The sequence below is a fragment of the Methylopila turkensis genome (assembly GCF_027922325.1).
Taxonomy (GTDB): domain Bacteria; phylum Pseudomonadota; class Alphaproteobacteria; order Rhizobiales; family Methylopilaceae; genus Methylopila; species Methylopila turkensis.
On the sequence record NZ_BSFL01000001.1, the window covers coordinates 1,171,319 to 1,188,526 of the forward strand.

Sequence of the window (17,208 nt, forward strand, 5' to 3'; positions counted from 1 at the left end):
ATGACCCCGTGATGAAGCTCGACAGCCCTTGGTTCGATAGAATCCGCGTCTCGAAGGCGACGGCGGAGCGGCCGCAGCCGCAGACGCCGCGCTGCGACCATCCCGGCTGCCGCCAGCCGGGTGTCCATCGCGCGCCTAAGGGGCGCGACCGCGAGAACGAGTACTGGCGCTACTGCCTCGAGCATGTGCGCGCCTACAATCAGAACTACAATTTCTTCTCCGGCATGTCCGACGACGCCGTGATCGCGTACCAGAAGGACAGCCAGACGGGTCACCGGCCGACCTGGCAGATGGGCCAGAACGGCGCGACGGCGACGCCGGAGGCCCGCGCCAAGGCCGGGAGCGGCCGTCGCGGCCGCAACCGCGGCTGGGCGGGCGACCACGTCTTCGAGGACAACTTCGATCTTTTCGGCGAGGAGGGCGCGACGCCGCGCCCGGAGAAGCCGAAACGCGAGGTGCGCAAGGTCGAGCTCAAGTCGCTCGAGGCGCTCAACCTCGGCGCCGGCGCGTCGCGCGAGGAGATCAGGGCCCGCTACAAGGAGCTGCTGATCCGGTTCCATCCCGACACCAACGGCGGCGATCGCGGCGCAGAGGACAAATTGCGCGAGATCATCCAAGCCTATAACTATCTTCGATCCGCCGGCTTCTGCTGACCTGACCGCAATTTCCGCGCGCCCGCGCGCCGCCGGACCCCGCATCACGACGTGCGGGTCCGCCTGGAGGCTCCATGACCACCGTCGCTCTTGAAACGTCCGCCGACGCCCCCGCTCCGACGCCCGACATGAAGGTCTCGGTGCGCCAGACGTTCGGCATCGAGAGCGACCTCGAGGTGCCGGCGTTCAGCGAATCCCACGGCGCCGTGCCGGACCTCGATCCCGACTACCTGTTCGACCACGACACCACGCTCGCGATCCTCGCAGGCTTCGCGCGCAACCGCCGCGTCATGGTCACGGGCTACCATGGCACGGGCAAGTCGACGCATATCGAGCAGGTGGCGGCGCGGCTGAACTGGCCCTGCGTGCGCGTCAACCTCGACAGCCACGTCAGCCGCATCGACCTGATCGGCAAGGACGCGATCGTGGTCAAGGACGGGCTTCAGGTGACCGAGTTCCGCGACGGCATCCTGCCCTGGGCGCTGCAGAACAACGTGGCGCTGGTGTTCGACGAGTACGACGCCGGCCGCCCCGACGTGATGTTCGTGATCCAGCGCGTGCTGGAGCAGTCCGGCAAGCTGACGCTGCTCGACCAGCGCCGGGTCATCCGCCCGCACCCGGCCTTCCGCCTGTTCGCGACCGCCAACACGGTGGGCCTCGGCGACACGTCCGGCCTCTATCACGGCACCCAGCAGATCAACCAGGGCCAGATGGACCGCTGGTCGATCGTCACAACGCTGAACTACCTCGCCCACGACCGGGAGGTGGACATCGTGCTCGCCAAATCGCCGCTCTACCAGCGCGAGAAGGGCGGCAGGGACACCGTGTCCAAGATGGTGCGCCTCGCCGACCTGACCCGGCAGGCCTTTATCAACGGCGACCTGTCGACCGTCATGAGCCCGCGCACCGTGATCACCTGGGCCGAAAACGCCGACATCTTCGGCGACGCCGGCTTCGCGTTCCGCCTCACCTTCCTGAACAAGTGCGACGAGCTGGAGCGCAGCCTGGTGGCCGAGTTCTATCAGCGCTGCTTCGGCCGCGAACTGCCGGAGAGCGCCGTCAACGTGGCGATGAGCTGACGCGCGGCGCGAGCGCTGGAGACCTCATGGCGACCGCGGCGGATCTCGCTCCCGGACAGGCGTGGAGCTATCGCGGCGCGCAGCTTCCGAGCTCGCGGGTCGTGATCGGCCGGATCGACATCACCGGCGCGACGACGGTGGCGTCCGTCTCGATCGTGGACGCGCCTTTGCCGGACCCAGAGACAGGCGCGCTGGCGCCCCGGCTCGTGGAGCACGCGCCGATCGCGATCGACGCCCTGCTCGCGAGTCTGCTGCGGCGCGAGGGCGACGCTCCGATCCCCGAGGGCTTCGAAGGCGGCTACCGCGTCTGGCGGAACGCCTTCGACGCGGGCCAGGGCGGCTTCTTCACGCTCGGCGTCGAGGAGATCGTTCGCATGTTTCAAACCGCCCTCGCCCCCCAGCGCGCGGCCCATTAGCGGAGGCGTCCCATGTCCGGCTCCAACCGCAGACCCGGCGAGAAGGTCGCGCCGCCCGCCGAACCGTTCAAGCGGGCGGTGGCCGGCTGCCTGCGCGCGATCTCCGGCGAGCCTGAGATCGAGGTCGTCTATGCGTCCGAGCGCCCGTCGCTGACGCCCGATCGCGCCCGCCTGCCGGAGCCGCCGCGCCGCCTCACCGCCCATGACGTCGCGATCCTGCGCGGCCACGCCGATTCGATGGCGCTGCGTCTCGCCTGCCACGACAACGCCACCCACGCCCGGCTCGCGCCGCAGGGCACGGAGGCGCGCGCCGTGTTCGACGCCGTCGAGCAGGCCCGCGTCGAGGCGATCGGCGCCCGCCGCATGACCGGGACCGGCGACAACATCGCCGCCATGCTGGACGACCGCTATCACCGCGGCCCCTACGCCGAGGTCACCGACCGGGCCGACGCGCCGCTGCAGGACGCCGTCGCGCTGCTGGTGCGCGAGAAGCTGACCGGGCGGAAGCCGCCGGAGGCAGCGCAGAAACTGGTCGAGCTGTGGCGGCCCTGGATCGAGGACAAGGCCGGCGGCGATCTCGCCCGCCTCGACCGCGTGCTCGAGGACCAGGACGCCTACGCCCGCACGATTCGGGAGCTGCTGTCGTCGCTCGACATGGGCGAGGAGCTCGCCGCCGAACGGCAGGACAGCGAAGAGGAAGGCGATCCAGACGGCGAGGACGCGCCCCCGCAGGACGGCGAAGCCGCCGACGCGCCCGAAGACGTCGACGACGGCGCCGATCCCTCGGAGACCGATTCCTCCTCAGAGGTCGACGACGACGCCGAGCAGATGGAGGCGGCCGACGCGCCGCCGACCGACGCGCCGGACGACGATGAACTCGGGGAAGCCGAGGAGGCGACCGAACCCTGGCGGCCCGCCGACGACAAACGCAACGAACGCGAGCGGCTGGAGTACTCGGCCTTCACCACCAAGTTCGACGAGGAGGCGCTCGCCGAGGACCTGTGCGACCCGGACGAGCTCGCGCGGCTCCGGGCCCATCTCGACAAGCAGCTCTCGGCGCTGCAGGGCGTCGTCGGGCGGCTCGCGAACCGTCTGCAGCGCCGGCTGCTGGCGCAGCAGAGCCGGTCCTGGGACTTCGATCTCGAAGAGGGCGTGCTCGACCCGGCGCGGCTGTCGCGCGTGGTGGTCGACCCCTTGAGCGCGCTCACCTTCATGCGCGAGCGCGACACCGAGTTCCGCGACACGGTCGTGACGCTGCTGCTCGACAATTCCGGCTCCATGCGCGGCCGTCCGATCACGGTCGCGGCCACCTGCGCCGACATTCTGGCCCGCACGCTGGAGCGCTGCGGCGTGAAGGTCGAGATTCTCGGCTTCACCACTCGCGCCTGGAAGGGCGGCCAGTCGCGCGAGCAGTGGCTCGCCTCGGGCAAACCGATGGCGCCGGGCCGCCTCAACGACCTCCGCCACATCATCTACAAGGCCGCCGACGCGCCCTGGCGGCGCACGCGCAAGAACCTCGGCCTGATGATGCGCGAGGGGCTGCTGAAGGAGAACATCGACGGCGAGGCGCTGGCCTGGGCGCATGAGCGCCTGCTGCGGCGGCCCGAGCAGCGGCGCATCCTGATGGTGATCTCGGACGGCGCGCCCGTCGACGACTCGACGCTTTCGGTCAACGCCGGCAACTTCCTCGAGAAGCACCTGCGCCGCGTGATCGAGGAGATCGAGACCCGCTCGCCGATCGAGCTGATCGCGATCGGCATCGGCCACGACGTCACTCGCTATTACCGTCGCGCGGTCACGATCGTGGACGCCGAAGAGCTCGGCGGTGTGATGACCGAGAAGCTCGCCGAACTGTTCGACGACGCGCCGCCGGCGCGCCGCACCCGCCACTGACGCCTGTGCCCCGCTTTCTGGCCGCCCTCTGCGCGCTGCTCGCGCTCGCGCTCGCCTCCCCGCCGCAGGCCGCGCGAGCGCAGGCGACCGCGATCGACGTGGCCGCGACGCGGATCGACCGCTTCGACGTCGGCACGCCGGCCGGCGGCCGCTATGGCGAACTGGTGTTTCTCGGCGGACTGCGCCTGACCTCGACCGATCCGGCCTTCGGCGGACTGTCCGGCCTGCGCCTGTCGGAGGACGGCCGGCGCTTCACCGCGATCAGCGACCGCGGCCACTGGTTCCGCGGCGCGCTCGCCTATGACGGCCGCGCGCTGGCCGGCGTCGCCGACGTCACGCGCGAGCCGATCCGGGGCCCGCGCGGCCCCCTGCCCGGCCGGCGCGGCTCCGACACCGAAGCGCTCGAAATTCGGGGATCAAGCGCCTGGATCGCCTCGGAGCGCGTCAACGAGGTGCTGCGCTTCACGCTGGACAAGGATGGGCGCGCGGGACCGGGGCGGCGCGTCGCGCTTCCCGAGGAGGCGCGAAAGGCGCCGTTCAACGAAGGCTTCGAGGCCATCGCGACCACCAACGGCGGCGCGCTGCTGATGGTGGCGGAGAAATTCCTCGAGGCGAACGGCGACAACCGCGCCTTCGTGGTGGGCGCGAAGAAGCCGTTCGCGTTCTCCGTCCGCCGGACCGAGGACTTCTCGCCGACCGATCTCGCCCGGCTTCCCGGCGGCGGCTTCGTGCTGCTGGAGCGCCGGTACGTGCCGCCGTTCTCGCTCACGATCCGGATGCGGCGGCTGGACGAGGCGGACATGCGGCCCGGCGCAGTCGTCGACGGCCCGGTTGTGATGACCGCCTCGCTGATCCAGACGATCGACAATTTCGAGGGCGTGTCGGCGCACCGCGACGCTTCGGGCGTGACCGTGATCACCGTCGTCTCCGACGACAACTTCTCCCGGCTGCAACGCACGCTGATGCTGCAGTTCGCGCTGCCGGACTGAGCCCGCTCACTCCACGAACGAGCCTTCGCGTTCGTCCTCGATATGGGCGCGCACGATCGCTTCGAAGTCGGCGTCGGCCGTGAAGCCGAGCTCCAGCGAGCGCTTGGCCTCGAACGCCTCGGGCCAGCCGGAGATGATCTTCGACACGGCCGGGTCCGGCTCGCGGCGGATGCGGCTCGCGACCGTCTCGCCCGCGACTTTCTTCAGCCCCTCGATCATCTCGCCCACCGTCACCTCCACGCCCGGCAGCGTGATGTTGCGGCGCGGGCCGATCGCGGCGCCGTCGAGGCCGGCGGCGTGGACGAGGAAGCCCACCGCCGCGCGCGGGCTCGCCAGCCAGTGCCGGACGTCGTCGCCGACCGGCAGCACCGCCTCGATGCCCGACAGCGGCTCGCGGATGATGCCGGAGAAGAAGCCCGAGGCCGCCTTGTTCGGCGCGCCGGGCCGCACGACGATGGTCGGGAAGCGCAGGCCGACGCCGTCAACGAAGCCCTTGCGAGTGTAGTCGGCGAGCAGCAGCTCGCAGATCGCCTTCTGGGTCCCGTAGGAGGTGAGCGGCGTCAGGTTGAAGTCGTCGGGCACGCGCGAGGCCGGGAACGGCGCGCCGAACACCGCGATCGACGAGGTGAACACCAGCCGAGGGACGTAGGACGCCCGCCGGATCGCCTCCAGCAGGAAGCGCGTGCCGTCGAGGTTGATCCTATAGCCCTTGTCGAAATCGGCCTCGGCCTCGCCCGAGACGATGGCCGCGAGGTGGAAGATCACGTCGGGCTTGTCGGCGACGAGACGCGCGGCGGTTGCGGGCTCGGAGAGGTCGGCGGCGGCCGCGTTGACCTCGAAGGCCGCGTCCGAAGGCGCCGTCGGCGGCGCCACGTCGACCAGGTCGAGCCGTTCGATCGGCAGCCCGTTGAGCGTGCCGTCGCGCGCCAGACGTTCGGTGAGCTTGCGGCCGATCATGCCGGCGGCGCCGATGATGAGAATGTGCATGCGCAGGTCCCGGTATGTTAGCGGCCGGAGCGCCAGAGGCTCAGAGCGCCGCCCTGATATCGTCCAGCCGGCGCTTCTGGGCGCCGTCCGGACCGAAGTTCGCGGGGTCGAGCCACCGCTCGAAAGCCGCCTTCACGCGCGGCCAGTCGTCGTCGGTCATCGCGAACCACGCCGTGTCGCGGCTGCGGCCCCGAATGATCATGTGCTTGGCGAACACGCCCTCGAACCGGAAGCCGAGGCGCGCAGCGGCGGCGCGCGACGGCGCGTTGAGCGCGTCGCACTTCCACTCGTAGCGCCGGTAGCCGAGATCCTCGAAGGCGTGGCGCGCCATCAGGTACATCGCCTCGGTCGCGGCCGGGGTACGCTGCAGCGCGGACGTGAACAGGATCGAGCCGACCTCGATCACCCGGTGCCGCGGCTCGATCCGCATGTAGCTGGCGCGGCCGACGGTCCGCCCGGAGCGCGCGTCGCGGATGGCGAGCGGGACGAGGTCGGGCGACGCCGCGGAGGCGTCGATGTCGGCGCGGAAGGCGGCCTCGTCCGAAAACGGGCCGGTGAAGAGATAAGCGAACAGCCGGGCGTGCTCAGGGCCTGAGGTGGCCGCGAACAGTTCGGCCGCGTCCTTCGAAGGCTCGAGCGGCGCCACCACCACATGCCGGCCCGCGAGCGTGACAGGCTCAGGCCGGCGGGCGGGCGCGTCGTCGACCAGAGGCCCAAGCGGCGGATTGTCGTCGCGCGTCATGACCGCCTGACGAAACGGCACGCAGGAAAGAGCATGATCGCGACCCCCGACGAAGGCGAAACGGCGCGCGACGGAGAGGCGCGGCGGGAGCGGGACCATGCCCGGACGGCGGCGCCGGATCAAGCGTGCGAACGGAAGTTCAGGCGGCGGACAATCGTCAGAACGCGAAAGCGCCCGCCCCGCGCGTGCGGGACGGGCGCTCCAGTCGCGCGAGGCGCGCGTCAGCTGCGGTTGTTGGTCGGGCCGAGCGGCTTGCCGTCCTTCGGGGTGGCGCCAGCGCCCTGCGGCGCCGTGGTCTCGTTCTTGCGGGTCGCGTCGGACTCCGCCCGATCCTTGAGCGCGCGCTCGCCGCCCGTCGAGGTGGCGTTGTCGGCCGGGCTGCGGACCGTAGACTTGCCCATCGGCGCGGCGGTCTGGCCGTCGCGCACGGCGTCGGCTTCCGCGCGGTCCTTCTGGAAGGTGGCTCCCTCCGTGGAGGTCGCGGACGGCGAGGTCTGGGCCATCGCGGCGGGCGCGGCGATGACGCTGGCGGCGAACAGAGCGGTGGCGGTGGCGCGAACAAAGGTCTTCATGGCTTTTCTCTTTCGTTTCCGGGCCGTACCCTAGGTCTGCAAAAACAAACTTCCGAGGAGGCGGAATGACTGCTGTTGAGGATGGACCGGCCGGCTGGAGGCTGACCGTTCCGGTTGTCAATCTGCCGGGCCCGCAGCGCGCCGGCGGCTCGTACGTCGCAGCGATTGCGGACGAGTCGTCCGCCCGGCGGGCGATACCGTTCGGCAGGGCGGTGCCCAGCGCGCGGCTGCAGCCGGTCTCACAGGCCGAACTCGACCGCTACGGGGTCGCGCCCGGCGAAGTGCTTAAGGTCGGTTGACCTCGATCAGGCGGCGGACCGCGACTGGCCGCTGTGGCGGCCTTCCGCGAACTCCTCGATGATCTTGGCGTTGAAGGCCGGGATGTCGTCCGGATTGCGGCTCGTCACCAGACCCTGATCGACGACCACCGGCTCGTCGCTGACGTCGGCGCCGGCGTTCTTGAGATCGACCTGGATGGCCGAGTAACCGGTCATACGCCGGCCTTTCACGAGACCCGCCGAGATCAGAACCTGCGGGCCGTGGCAGATCGCGGCGACGGGTTTGCCGTCGTCGAAGAAGGCGGACGCGAATCTGAGCGCCGCTTCGTCCTGGCGCAGCGTGTCCGGGTTGAACAGTCCGCCCGGAATCAGCAGCGCGTCGAACGCTCCGGCGTCGGCGGCGTCCAAAGTTACGTCCACCGGGACGGTGGACGCGGGCCGGTCATGCTGGAAACCCTGAATGGAGCCGGCTTCGGGACTGACGACCTTCACCTCGGCGCCCGCGTCCCGGAGCGCCTTCGCCGGCGCGGAGAGCTCGATTTCTTCGAATCCGTTGGTCGCAAGAATCGCGACTTTCCGTCCGTCGAGACGGTTGGCCATTGCTGACCTCCTTGACTTGATGAGCGGTTGAGCGGCTGAGATGCGCCGCGCGGTCGAGTTGTCGACCGTCTTCATCCGAACAACTCGCCAAGGGCGCTTCCGTTCCCTGCGCCTCACACAACCGTGCATCCGGAGCAACGCATGACCTCGCTCACGACCGTCGCGGCGTTCGACCGCATCGGCGAGGAGAACGCTTTCGCGGTGCTCGCCCGCGCGACGGCTCTCGCCGCGCAAGGCCGCGACATCGTCAATCTCGGCATCGGCCAGCCGGACTTTCCGACGCCGCCGCATGTGGTCGAGGCGGCGGTCAAGGCGCTCCGCGACGGCCAGCACGGCTACACGCCGTCCGTCGGCATCCTTCCGTTGCGCGAGGCGGTCGCCCGCGATCTCAACCGCCGGTTCGGCGTCGAGGTCGATCCGGACCTCGTGATGATCGTGCCCGGCGGCAAGGTGACGATGTACGCCGCGATCCGCCTGTTCGGCGAGCCGGGCGCGGAGATCCTCTATCCGGACCCCGGCTTCCCGATCTACCGCTCCATGATCGAGCACACCGGCGCGACGCCGATCCCGGTCCCTGCGCGTGAAGAAAACGGCTTCGCCTTCTCGGCGGAGGAGCTGCTGGCGCTGATCACGCCGAAGACGCGGCTGATCATCATCAACTCGCCCGGCAATCCGACCGGCGGCGTCACCCCGGCGGAAGAGATCGACAAGCTCGCGCAGGGGCTCGCGGCGCACCCGAACGTGGCGCTGATGTCCGACGAGATCTACGACCAGCTCGTCTTCGACGGGCTGGAACATCGCACGCTGCTGGCCTATCCGGAGATCCGCGACCGACTGATCGTGCTGAACGGCTGGTCCAAGACCTACGCCATGACCGGCTGGCGGATGGGGTGGTCGGTCTGGCCGAAGGCTCTGTACGAGAACGTCCGCAAGCTTGCGGTGAACGCGTGGTCCTGCGTCAATGCCCCGACGCAGTTCGCCGGGATCGCGGCGCTCGACGGGCCGCAGGACGCAGTCGCGCGCATGCGCGACGAATTCGACCGCCGCCGGAAGCTGGTGACGGAGGGATTGAACGCGCTGCCCGGCGTAAGTTCGGTGACGCCGAAGGGCGCGTTCTACGCCTTTCCCAATGTCGGCGAGACCGGGTGGAAGGCGAAGCCGCTGGCGTCCGCCCTGCTGGAGGAGACCGGCGTCGCCACCATCGGCGGACCCGATTTCGGCGTCCACGGCGAAGGCTACATTCGCCTCTCCTACGCCAACTCCGCCGAAAACATCGCCCGCGCGCTGGAGCGCATGGGCGACTTCCTGAGCGCCCGCCGGCCGGAGTGACGGCGGCGGCCCGCATGGCCTTGCGAAAGCGCGATGCGGCGGATTAGCCGCGGCCCGGCGCCTGCCCGCGGTCGCCGCGGTCGGTCTGCAGACCCGGGAACTCGCCCAGGTTCTCCTGCAGCTTGGCCTCCTCGATCGGCTGGCCGCGCTCGGCCGGCGTCACCACGCCGTCGGCCAGCGGGTTCGGCTCGAGCCCTGCCTTCGGGTTCGACTCGAGCGCGGCGAGTTCCTTCGCCCGCTCCAGATAGTCGGCCTCGCGGCCTTCCGGCGAACCGGCGTCGATCCAGAGCTTCTTCGCGCGCTCGCGCAGCTTCGGGGTCACGGGCGTTTCGGACATGACGATCTCCTCGCGTGCGACCCATTCGGGCACCAATGCGAACTCCCCGCGGCGGCTCTTCGTTCCAGCATGATCCAAAGCGCCAGGGGGAAACAGCAAAGGCCCGGAGCGTCGCTCCGGGCCTTACGACTTCGTGCGGGACGAAGCTGATCAGTGGTTGTAACGGGTCCCGCGCCGCGCGCCGCGCTGCGCGAACTTCTTGGTGATCCAACCCATGAACAGAACCTTCAGGATGTTCTTCAGCATTCCTGCCTCCATATGTCTCTCGGCGACACAACGGACGACATGGCGCTTCGGTTCCTTGGGCGGCTGACCAACCGTCATCTCGCAGTCAACTTGTCGTCATCAGCGGACGAGAGGTCTCAACCCGTCGTTACGCCGCCCTGCTTGGCCTGCGCGGCGGTCGCCTCGAGATGGGCGACGAGCTCCCGATCGAGCTTGAGCTTCGACGCGAGGGCTTCCAGGAAATAGCGTTCGCCGGACGTGTCCGGCTCGATCGTGAGCCGGGCGGCGAGCCAGACCTCGGAGGCGAGCTCGGGCCCCTGCGCCTCGGCGGCGATAGCGTCGAGATCGTCCGGCTGACCGAGATGCTCCAGCAGGAAGCCCTCCTCGTCGGCCTCGGCGCCCGCGGCCTTCAGCGCTTCGCGGATCTTGGCGATCTCCTCGCGGTCGATCTTCCCGTCCGCGCGGGCGGCGGCGATCATCGCCCGGATCAGCAGCAGGCCAAGCCGCTGCTCCTCGGCCGGGCTCGACGGCGTGAACGGGGTCGAGGGCGGCGGCGGCGTCACTTCCACAGGCGCGTTCTGAGCCTGAGGCGCGTGATGCTCGACCTGCGGATAGGGGTAGGGCGCGCCCGGCTGCGGCGCCTGCTTCTGCTGGTAGCTCTGCCACGCCTTGTAGGCGAGCCCGCCCAGGATCGCGAGGCCGCCGAGCTGGACGGCCGAGCCGCCGAGCTTCTTGACCGTCTTGCCGCCCTTGCCGCCGAGCAGCACGGAGGCGAGCGTTCCCGCGAGCGCGCCGCCGGCGACGCCGCCAAGACCGCCCTTGGTCAGGCCGCCGAGGATGTCGCCGACGCCTCCGCCGCCGCTCGTCGTCGGCTGCGACGGCTGGTCGGGACGCGCCGGCGTCTGCGGTCCGCCGATCTTCGCCAGCGCGTCGCCCACGGCGCCGCCGAGCCCGCCGCCGCGGGACGGCCCGGAGCCGCTGCCGGCGCCGAGGAACTGGTCGAGAATCTTCTTGGCGTCGAGCACGGGGGCTGCCTCCGATCATCGTTCTGGGATGTCGGACGTAGGGTTGCGGCGCCCCCGCCGCAAGCCGAGCGGGCTACCGCGCCTTCAGCGCGGCCGCCTCCTCGGCGAGCGCGCGGATCGTCGCCCAATCGCCGTTGCGGATCGCGTCCGTCGGCGCGACCCACGAGCCGCCCACCGCCGCGACGTTGCGCACGGCGAGATAGTCCTGCGCGTTCTTGAGCGTGATGCCGCCCGTCGGAACGAAATGCAGGTCGGGCAGCGGCGCGACGAGCGCCTTGAGATAGTCGGGGCCGCCGGCGGGGCCCGCGGGGAAAAACTTCGCGAAGGTCGCTCCGCGTTCGGCGAGCTGCATCGCCTCGGAGGCGGTCGCGACGCCCGGCATGAACGGCACCGGCGCCTCAGAACCGGCGGCGAGCAGCCGCGAGCTCGAGCCCGGGCTGATCAGGAAGGCCGCGCCGACGCGAACCGCGTCCTGCACGTGCTCCACCTCCAGCACCGTGCCGGCGCCCACGGTCACGCCCTCGACTTCGTCGATGATCGCCTTGAGCGCCTCCATGGAGGCGGGCGTGCGCAGCGTGACCTCGAGCACCTTGAGGCCGCCGTCGCGAAGCGCCTTGGCGGTCTCGACGCCGCTCGCGGCGTCCTCGAAGGTCAGAACCGGGATCACGGGGCTCTGCGACAGGATCGCGGCGAGACGTTCGGTCTTTGCGAGCGTGAACGACATGGCTTCTCCTCGCAGATTGTGGCGGTCGCCGGACGCTCCATCGCGCCCCGAAGCCGCGACGTCAAGCGCGCCGCGCGCAACGGGGCCGTGCGCGGCCGCCGGGACGGGCCCGCTCGCGGGCCGTACGCCGCCGCGCTATGGTGGCGGGCGGGGTCCGGCGCAGGACCGCCCGGAGGCCGGCGATGACACGACATCTCGATCTCGACGCGCTCGCGACGCTCATCGCCGTCGTGGACACCGGCGGCTTCACGGCCGCGGCCAACCGGCTCGGCCGCACGCAGTCCGCCGTCAGCGCCAAGATCGCGACCCTGGAGGCCGAGCTCGGCCACCGTCTGCTCGACCGCGGCCGCGGCGGCGCGGCGCCGACCGAGATGGGCTCCGTGCTGCTGGGCTACGCCCGCAGGCTGCTCCAGGTCGAGGACGAGGCGCGGCTCGCGCTCGGCGGCGAGAGCCTGCAGGGGCGCGTGCGGCTCGGCATGCCGGACGACTATGTGGAGCCGTTCGGCGCGCTGCTGCTCAACCGCTTCGTCGCGGCCCATCCCCGCGTCCAGCTCGAGGTGCGCTGCGACATCAGCCAGCGGCTGGAGCGGGAGCTCGCGCAGGCGGCCATCGACGTCGCGGTCATCACGCGCGATCCGGCGCGGCCGACCGGCGAGCTGCTGCGCTACGAGCCGCTGGTGTGGTGCGCGCCGCCAGACCATCGGCCGGAGCTCAGCGATCCGCTGCCGCTCGCGCTGTTCTCGGAAGGCTGCCGCTTCCGCAACGTCATCCTGAGCGCGCTCGAAAGCGTGGAGCGGCCCTGGCGGATCGCCTACGCCTCGTCGAGCCTGCACGGGCTGCTGTCGGCGGTGAACGCCGGTTTCGCCGTCACCTGCGTCGCGGAAAGCTCGATGCCCGCCGGCTGGCGCCGGCTCGGCGCGGCGGAGGGTCTGCCGTCGCTGCCTCCCGCCGAGATCGGCCTGCTGGTGCGGCCGGACGCCGGCGTCGCCTCGCGCACGCTCGCCTCCGCCATCCGTTCCGCGCTGTCGCGCCTCGATCAGGCCGCCTGAACCGGCATGCTCATCGGACTCGACTGGGGCGGCACGAAGATCGAGGCGATCGCGCTCGACGATTCCGGCCAGACGCTGCTGCGCCGGCGGATCGCGACCCCGCGCGACGATTACGACGGCGGCGTCCGGGCCGCCGCGGCGCTCGTCCAGGGCATCGAGAGCGTCACCGGCCGGCAGGCGACGGTCGGCGTCGGGATTCCCGGCTCGCTGTCGCCGGCGACGGGGCTCGTCCGCAACGCCAACTCCACCTGGCTGAACGGCCGGCCGCTGCGGGACGATCTGGAGCTCGCCCTCGGCCGCCCGGTGCGGATCGAGAACGACGCCAACTGCTTCGCCGTCTCCGAGGCGACCGACGGCGCGGGCGCCGGAGCGGCGGTGGTCTGCGCCGTCATCATCGGCACCGGCTGCGGCTCGGGGATCGCCATCGGCGGCAGGCCCTGGCGCGGCCGCAACGGGGTCGCCGGCGAGATCGGCCACAATCCGCTGCCCTGGGCGCAGGGCGTGTCCGAACAGCCCGGCCCGGCCTGCTGGTGCGGCAAGCGCGGCTGCGTGGAGAGCTTCGTGTCCGGGCCCGGCTTCGCGCGGGCCCACGCGCTCGCGACCGGGGCCGTGATGCAGGCCGAGGCGATCGTGGAGGCCGCCCGCGCCGGCGACGCCGAAGCCGCCGCGTCGCTGGAGGCCTACGCCGGCCGTCTCGCGCGCGTCCTCGCCGTCGTCGTCAACACGCTCGATCCGGATGTGATCGTGCTCGGCGGCGGCATGTCGAACGTGGCCGAGCTCTACGGGGCTCTGCCCGGCCTGATGCAGCCTTACGTGTTCTCCGACGTCTGCGACACGCCGATCCGCCAGGCGGTCCACGGCGATTCGTCGGGCGTGCGCGGCGCAGCCTGGCTGTGGGCGTCGTGACGCGGGAGCCGCCCCGGACGCCGGGGCGCGAAAGCGCGCTCGAACGCAGGCTATGGATAGCCGGCTATATCGTCATAGTGCTCGCCGTGGGCGCCGGGGCCCTGCGGCAGCTGCTGAAACTGGTCGGCTGAACCCGGCGCTCAATGGGTCAGCAGGCGCGCGACGTCGACCAGATTGACCACGAGCCAGAGGCCGACGCCCCAGGAGGCGACGAGGGCCGCCGAGGCGCCGTAGTCTGCGGCTCTGCGACGGCGTTCGAATCGGATGAGTGTGCGGTCGATCATGATCAGGTCCCCCCGCCGGCCCGCGCCGGCGTCTTCAGCGCCCTCTTCGCCCAAACGTGGCGACGCCGCGGCGGTTCCGCACGATTTCGCCATTTTTCCGTCCCCGGCGGGCGTCGGGTCGTGAGCGCCGGCGGCGCGCCGCTCTATCTCGGCGTCGACGGCGGCGGCACGCGCTGCCGCGCGCGCATCCGGACCGCCGACGGCCGCCTCGTGGGCGAAGGCCTCGCGGGCGCCGCCAACGCGCGGCGCGGCGCCCGTGCCGCGATCGAGGCCAGCGTCGCGGCGGCCAAGGCGGCGCTCGGCGCCGGCGGCCTCGGCGAGGACGCGCTCGGGCGGCTCCACGCCGGGCTCGCGCTCGCCGGCGTCTGCCAGCGCGAGGGCCGCGAGGCCGCGCTCGCCGAGCCTCACCCCTTCGCCCGCCGCGAACTCGCCACCGACTTCACCGCCGCCTGCCTCGGCGCCCATGGCGGCGGCGACGGCGGCGTCGTCATCGTCGGAACGGGCAGCGTGGCCTACGCCCGCCGCGACGGCCGCGAGATCCGGCTCGGCGGCTGGGGCTTCGAGGTCAGCGACGAGGGCGGCGGCGCGCCGCTCGGCCGTGCAGCGCTGCGCCACGCGCTGCGCGCGGCCGACGGCCTCGAGCCGCGCGGGCCGCTCGCAGACGACGTTCTCGCGCGGGTCGGCGGGGATCAGGACGCCGCCGTCGCCTGGGTCGGACGCGCAGGCCCGGCCGAGTTCGGGACGCTCGCGCCGCTGGTGATCGCCCACGCCGCCGTCGACCCCGCGGCGGAAAGGCTGCTGGAGCAGGCCGCGATCGAGGTCTCCGCGCTCGTGGTCCGGCTCGGCGCATGGGGCGCAGGCCAGGTCGCGCTGGTCGGCGGGCTGGCTGAGCCCTACGCGCCGCGCCTCGGCCCGGCGGCGAAAGGCCTGCTCGTCGCGCCGCAGGGCGACGCGCTGGAAGGCGCGCTCGCGCTCGCCCGCATGGGCGCGGTGGCCGCGCCATGACCGCGGTCGCGCTCGTTCCCGACCGGCTGTTCGACGGCGACGCCATCCACGAAGGCCGCGCCGTCATCATCGAGGACGGCCGGATCGCGGCGGCGCCCGCCGCGGCCGACCTGCCCGCCGCGATCCCGCGGGAGCCGCTCGCCGGCCTTCTGGCGCCGGGTTTCGTCGACGTGCAGGTCAATGGCGGCGGCGGCGTGCTGCTGAACGACGATCCGAGCCCCGAAGCCCTCGCCGCCATCGCCGCCGCGCACCGCCGCTTCGGGACCACTGGCCTGCTGCCGACGCTGATCACCGACACGCGCGCCGCCATGGCGCAGACGCTCGACGCGGCCCGGGCGGCGATCGCCGCCGGCGCGCCGGGCGTGCTCGGCGTCCACATCGAGGGGCCGTTCCTCAACCCACTGCGCAAGGGCGTGCACGACCCCGCGCTGATGCGCGCGCCCGACGCCGAGGACGTCGCGCTGCTGACGGCCGGCGGCGCGGGCGTCGTCGTGGTCACGCTCGCGCCGGAGCGGGTCGGGCGGGACGCGATCGCCGCGCTCGCCGGGGCGGGCGTGCGCGTCGCCGCCGGCCACACCGAGGCGACCGCCGCCGAGCTCGCGGCGGCGCGCGCGGCCGGCCTCAGCGGCTACACCCATCTCTTCAACGCCATGCCGCCGTTTCTCGGCCGGGTTCCCGGTCCGGTCGGCGCGGCGCTGTCGGAACGCGACACCTTCTGCGGCCTGATCGTCGACCTGCACCACGTGGCGGAGGAGTCGCTCAAGGCGGCGATCCTCGCCAAGGGCCGGGACCGGATCATGCTCGTCACCGACGCCATGTCCACGGTCGGGAGCGACATGGACGAGTTCCGCCTCCAGGGCCGCCGCATCCTGCGCGGCGGAGGGCGCCTCACCACCGCTGACGGCGTGCTGGCCGGCTCCGATCTCGACATGGCCTCCGCGGTCCGGAACACGCGCCTCGCGCTCGGGGTCCCGCTCGAAGACGCGCTGGCCATGGCCTCGCGCACGCCCGCGGCCTGGCTCGGGCTCGACGGCGAGATCGGCCGCGTCGCGGCCGGGTTCCGCGCCGATCTCGTGCTGCTCGACGACGACCTCAACGCCGCCGCCACATGGATTTCGGGCGCGCGAGAGGACGCGTGACGCAAAAGCCTGGATTGCGTTAGGCTGAAGCCCGCAGGTTTTGGACGGGCAGGCGCGCTGTGACCGAGACGTTGGACGATCCGCCGGGATCAGGGCCGCACCGGGGCCTGTCCCGGCTCGGCCGTTTCCTCACCTCCCCGCTTCGCCGCCTTCTCGCGAACGCCGACGATCCGGCCACGGTCCGCGCCCGCGCCATGTCCGACGCCGAACTCGCCGAAGCGCTCGGGCGCGAGGTCTACGCCGCCCAGAACGCGGACGACGAGATCTGGGTCGAGGGCATGGCGCTGGTCGAGGAGGCCGCGCGCCGCCTCGCCGGCCGCGAGCGCCCGTGACGGCTCACTTCGTCCCGTAGAGGCGGTCGCCGGCGTCGCCGAGGCCCGGCGTGATGTAGCCGATCTCGGTCAGCTTCTCGTCGATCGCCGCGGTGAACAGCGGCACGTCCGGATGCGCCTCGGTGAAGCGCTTCACGCCCTCGGGGGCGGCGAGCAGGCACACATAGCGCAGGTCGCGCGCGCCCTTGGCCTTCAGCAGGTCGACGGCCGCCACCACCGAATTGCCGGTCGCGAGCATCGGATCCACGACGATCACCAGCCGGTCCTCGAGATTGGTCGGCGCCTTGAAGAAGTACTGCACCGCCTCGAGCGTGTCGTGGTCGCGGTAGAGCCCGACATGGGCGACGCGGGCGGAGGGCACGAGGTCGAGCATGCCGTCGACCAGCCCGTTGCCGGCGCGCAGGATCGAGGCGAAGACGAGCTTCTTGCCGGCGATCTTCGGCGCCTTCATCGGCGCGAGCGGCGTCTGGATGTCGACGAGCTCGGTCGGCAGGTCCCGCGTGACCTCGTAGGCCAGCAGCAGCGCGACCTCGCGGAGCAGCGTGCGGAACGCCGCCGTGGAGCGCTCCTGCTCGCGCATCAGCGTCAGCTTGTGCTGCACCAGCGGGTGCTCGATCACCGTCACCTGCGACATGCGCGTCCCC

Annotated in this window: 21 protein-coding genes; 12 read left to right on the plus strand and 9 right to left on the minus strand. The window is 71.7% G+C overall.

The window, feature by feature from the left end; all coding sequences use genetic code 11:
* Positions 1 to 11: 11 nt before the first annotated feature.
* The 5 genes from PKE78_RS05575 (at position 12) to PKE78_RS05595 (ending at position 5,030) form a co-directional block, all read left to right on the plus strand.
* On the plus strand, positions 12 to 653 hold the full coding sequence (locus PKE78_RS05575; protein WP_271199835.1) for a J domain-containing protein: 642 nt from the start codon (positions 12 to 14) through the stop codon (positions 651 to 653).
* Positions 654 to 727: 74 nt separating this feature from the next.
* Complete coding sequence (gene cobS / locus PKE78_RS05580) at positions 728 to 1,732, plus strand: cobaltochelatase subunit CobS (protein WP_271199836.1); 1,005 nt, start codon at positions 728 to 730, stop codon at positions 1,730 to 1,732.
* 26 nt (positions 1,733 to 1,758) lie between these two features.
* Complete coding sequence (locus PKE78_RS05585) at positions 1,759 to 2,148, plus strand: hypothetical protein (RefSeq protein ID WP_271199837.1); 390 nt, start codon at positions 1,759 to 1,761, stop codon at positions 2,146 to 2,148.
* 12 nt (positions 2,149 to 2,160) lie between these two features.
* Entirely contained in the window at positions 2,161 to 4,041 is a 1,881-nt protein-coding gene (gene cobT / locus PKE78_RS05590; RefSeq protein WP_271199838.1) for a cobaltochelatase subunit CobT, read from the plus strand.
* A gap of 5 nt (positions 4,042 to 4,046) precedes the next feature.
* Positions 4,047 to 5,030, plus strand: a complete 984-nt coding sequence (locus PKE78_RS05595; protein ID WP_271199839.1) for an esterase-like activity of phytase family protein — start codon at positions 4,047 to 4,049, stop codon at positions 5,028 to 5,030.
* 6 nt (positions 5,031 to 5,036) lie between these two features.
* Here PKE78_RS05595 and denD read toward each other — a convergent pair whose 3' ends face one another.
* The 3 genes from denD to PKE78_RS05610 all read right to left on the minus strand — a co-directional run bounded on the left by denD (position 5,037) and on the right by PKE78_RS05610 (position 7,331).
* Positions 5,037 to 6,017, minus strand: a complete 981-nt coding sequence (denD, locus tag PKE78_RS05600; RefSeq protein WP_271199840.1) for a D-erythronate dehydrogenase — start codon at positions 6,015 to 6,017, stop codon at positions 5,037 to 5,039.
* Between the two features lie 40 nt (positions 6,018 to 6,057).
* Positions 6,058 to 6,759 carry a GNAT family N-acetyltransferase gene (locus PKE78_RS05605; RefSeq protein ID WP_271199841.1) on the minus strand — a complete coding sequence of 234 codons (702 nt, stop codon included), beginning with the start codon at positions 6,757 to 6,759 and terminating at the stop codon, positions 6,058 to 6,060.
* 221 nt (positions 6,760 to 6,980) lie between these two features.
* On the minus strand, positions 6,981 to 7,331 hold the full coding sequence (locus PKE78_RS05610; protein ID WP_271199842.1) for a hypothetical protein: 351 nt from the start codon (positions 7,329 to 7,331) through the stop codon (positions 6,981 to 6,983).
* Positions 7,332 to 7,396: 65 nt separating this feature from the next.
* Here PKE78_RS05610 and PKE78_RS05615 point away from each other — a divergent pair, with 65 nt between their 5' ends.
* Positions 7,397 to 7,630: a hypothetical protein gene (locus PKE78_RS05615; RefSeq protein ID WP_271199843.1), complete on the plus strand. Its 234-nt coding sequence runs from the start codon at positions 7,397 to 7,399 to the stop codon at positions 7,628 to 7,630.
* A 6-nt stretch (positions 7,631 to 7,636) separates the two neighbouring features.
* Here the strand turns inward: PKE78_RS05615 and PKE78_RS05620 are convergent, their stop codons facing one another.
* Entirely contained in the window at positions 7,637 to 8,209 is a 573-nt protein-coding gene (locus tag PKE78_RS05620) for a type 1 glutamine amidotransferase domain-containing protein (protein WP_271200078.1), read from the minus strand.
* A 141-nt stretch (positions 8,210 to 8,350) separates the two neighbouring features.
* Between PKE78_RS05620 and PKE78_RS05625 the strand changes: the two genes are divergently transcribed.
* Positions 8,351 to 9,538: a pyridoxal phosphate-dependent aminotransferase gene (locus PKE78_RS05625; protein ID WP_271199844.1), complete on the plus strand. Its 1,188-nt coding sequence runs from the start codon at positions 8,351 to 8,353 to the stop codon at positions 9,536 to 9,538.
* A gap of 43 nt (positions 9,539 to 9,581) precedes the next feature.
* Here PKE78_RS05625 and PKE78_RS05630 read toward each other — a convergent pair whose 3' ends face one another.
* From PKE78_RS05630 to eda, 3 genes are all read right to left on the minus strand, one after another.
* Complete coding sequence (locus tag PKE78_RS05630) at positions 9,582 to 9,875, minus strand: DUF2934 domain-containing protein (RefSeq protein ID WP_271199845.1); 294 nt, start codon at positions 9,873 to 9,875, stop codon at positions 9,582 to 9,584.
* A gap of 362 nt (positions 9,876 to 10,237) precedes the next feature.
* On the minus strand, positions 10,238 to 11,125 hold the full coding sequence (locus tag PKE78_RS05635) for a DUF533 domain-containing protein (protein ID WP_271199846.1): 888 nt from the start codon (positions 11,123 to 11,125) through the stop codon (positions 10,238 to 10,240).
* A 73-nt stretch (positions 11,126 to 11,198) separates the two neighbouring features.
* Positions 11,199 to 11,849: a bifunctional 4-hydroxy-2-oxoglutarate aldolase/2-dehydro-3-deoxy-phosphogluconate aldolase gene (eda, locus tag PKE78_RS05640; protein WP_271199847.1), complete on the minus strand. Its 651-nt coding sequence runs from the start codon at positions 11,847 to 11,849 to the stop codon at positions 11,199 to 11,201.
* A 182-nt stretch (positions 11,850 to 12,031) separates the two neighbouring features.
* Here eda and PKE78_RS05645 point away from each other — a divergent pair, with 182 nt between their 5' ends.
* Both PKE78_RS05645 and PKE78_RS05650 read left to right on the plus strand, forming a co-directional pair.
* Positions 12,032 to 12,898: a LysR substrate-binding domain-containing protein gene (locus PKE78_RS05645; RefSeq protein ID WP_271199848.1), complete on the plus strand. Its 867-nt coding sequence runs from the start codon at positions 12,032 to 12,034 to the stop codon at positions 12,896 to 12,898.
* Positions 12,899 to 12,904: 6 nt separating this feature from the next.
* Positions 12,905 to 13,804, plus strand: a complete 900-nt coding sequence (locus PKE78_RS05650; RefSeq protein WP_271199849.1) for an ROK family protein — start codon at positions 12,905 to 12,907, stop codon at positions 13,802 to 13,804.
* Positions 13,805 to 13,944: 140 nt separating this feature from the next.
* Here PKE78_RS05650 and PKE78_RS05655 read toward each other — a convergent pair whose 3' ends face one another.
* Positions 13,945 to 14,088: a hypothetical protein gene (locus tag PKE78_RS05655; RefSeq protein ID WP_271199850.1), complete on the minus strand. Its 144-nt coding sequence runs from the start codon at positions 14,086 to 14,088 to the stop codon at positions 13,945 to 13,947.
* A gap of 120 nt (positions 14,089 to 14,208) precedes the next feature.
* Here PKE78_RS05655 and PKE78_RS05660 point away from each other — a divergent pair, with 120 nt between their 5' ends.
* From PKE78_RS05660 to PKE78_RS05670, 3 genes are read left to right on the plus strand one after another with little or no spacing between them, the layout of a single operon-like run.
* The gene (locus PKE78_RS05660; RefSeq protein WP_271199851.1) at positions 14,209 to 15,093 is read left to right on the plus strand and encodes a glucosamine kinase nucleotide-binding domain-containing protein; all 885 of its coding nucleotides are present in this window, start codon (positions 14,209 to 14,211) and stop codon (positions 15,091 to 15,093) included.
* A complete protein-coding gene (gene nagA / locus PKE78_RS05665) occupies positions 15,090 to 16,232 on the plus strand; it encodes an N-acetylglucosamine-6-phosphate deacetylase (RefSeq protein ID WP_271199852.1) in 1,143 nt (380 codons plus the stop codon). The genes PKE78_RS05660 and nagA overlap by 4 nt, the downstream gene beginning before the upstream one ends.
* 59 nt (positions 16,233 to 16,291) lie before the next feature.
* Complete coding sequence (locus PKE78_RS05670; protein WP_271199853.1) at positions 16,292 to 16,564, plus strand: hypothetical protein; 273 nt, start codon at positions 16,292 to 16,294, stop codon at positions 16,562 to 16,564.
* Positions 16,565 to 16,568: 4 nt separating this feature from the next.
* Here PKE78_RS05670 and upp read toward each other — a convergent pair whose 3' ends face one another.
* Positions 16,569 to 17,198, minus strand: a complete 630-nt coding sequence (gene upp / locus PKE78_RS05675) for a uracil phosphoribosyltransferase (protein ID WP_271199854.1) — start codon at positions 17,196 to 17,198, stop codon at positions 16,569 to 16,571.
* Positions 17,199 to 17,208: the final 10 nt, after the last annotated feature.

Coding starts and splice junctions, on each gene's coding strand:
- denD (WP_271199840.1), bottom strand. CDS start 6,017: ATGCACATTCTCATCATCGGCGCCGCCGGCATGATCGGCCGCAAGCTC.
- PKE78_RS05630 (WP_271199845.1), bottom strand. CDS start 9,875: ATGTCCGAAACGCCCGTGACCCCGAAGCTGCGCGAGCGCGCGAAGAAG.
- PKE78_RS05575 (WP_271199835.1), top strand. CDS start 12: ATGAAGCTCGACAGCCCTTGGTTCGATAGAATCCGCGTCTCGAAGGCG.
- PKE78_RS05620 (WP_271200078.1), bottom strand. CDS start 8,209: ATGGCCAACCGTCTCGACGGACGGAAAGTCGCGATTCTTGCGACCAAC.
- PKE78_RS05650 (WP_271199849.1), top strand. CDS start 12,905: ATGCTCATCGGACTCGACTGGGGCGGCACGAAGATCGAGGCGATCGCG.
- PKE78_RS05585 (WP_271199837.1), top strand. CDS start 1,759: ATGGCGACCGCGGCGGATCTCGCTCCCGGACAGGCGTGGAGCTATCGC.
- PKE78_RS05625 (WP_271199844.1), top strand. CDS start 8,351: ATGACCTCGCTCACGACCGTCGCGGCGTTCGACCGCATCGGCGAGGAG.
- PKE78_RS05610 (WP_271199842.1), bottom strand. CDS start 7,331: ATGAAGACCTTTGTTCGCGCCACCGCCACCGCTCTGTTCGCCGCCAGC.
- upp (WP_271199854.1), bottom strand. CDS start 17,198: ATGTCGCAGGTGACGGTGATCGAGCACCCGCTGGTGCAGCACAAGCTG.
- cobT (WP_271199838.1), top strand. CDS start 2,161: ATGTCCGGCTCCAACCGCAGACCCGGCGAGAAGGTCGCGCCGCCCGCC.
- cobS (WP_271199836.1), top strand. CDS start 728: ATGACCACCGTCGCTCTTGAAACGTCCGCCGACGCCCCCGCTCCGACG.
- PKE78_RS05645 (WP_271199848.1), top strand. CDS start 12,032: ATGACACGACATCTCGATCTCGACGCGCTCGCGACGCTCATCGCCGTC.
- PKE78_RS05615 (WP_271199843.1), top strand. CDS start 7,397: ATGACTGCTGTTGAGGATGGACCGGCCGGCTGGAGGCTGACCGTTCCG.
- nagA (WP_271199852.1), top strand. CDS start 15,090: ATGACCGCGGTCGCGCTCGTTCCCGACCGGCTGTTCGACGGCGACGCC.
- PKE78_RS05605 (WP_271199841.1), bottom strand. CDS start 6,759: ATGACGCGCGACGACAATCCGCCGCTTGGGCCTCTGGTCGACGACGCG.
- PKE78_RS05655 (WP_271199850.1), bottom strand. CDS start 14,088: ATGATCGACCGCACACTCATCCGATTCGAACGCCGTCGCAGAGCCGCA.
- eda (WP_271199847.1), bottom strand. CDS start 11,849: ATGTCGTTCACGCTCGCAAAGACCGAACGTCTCGCCGCGATCCTGTCG.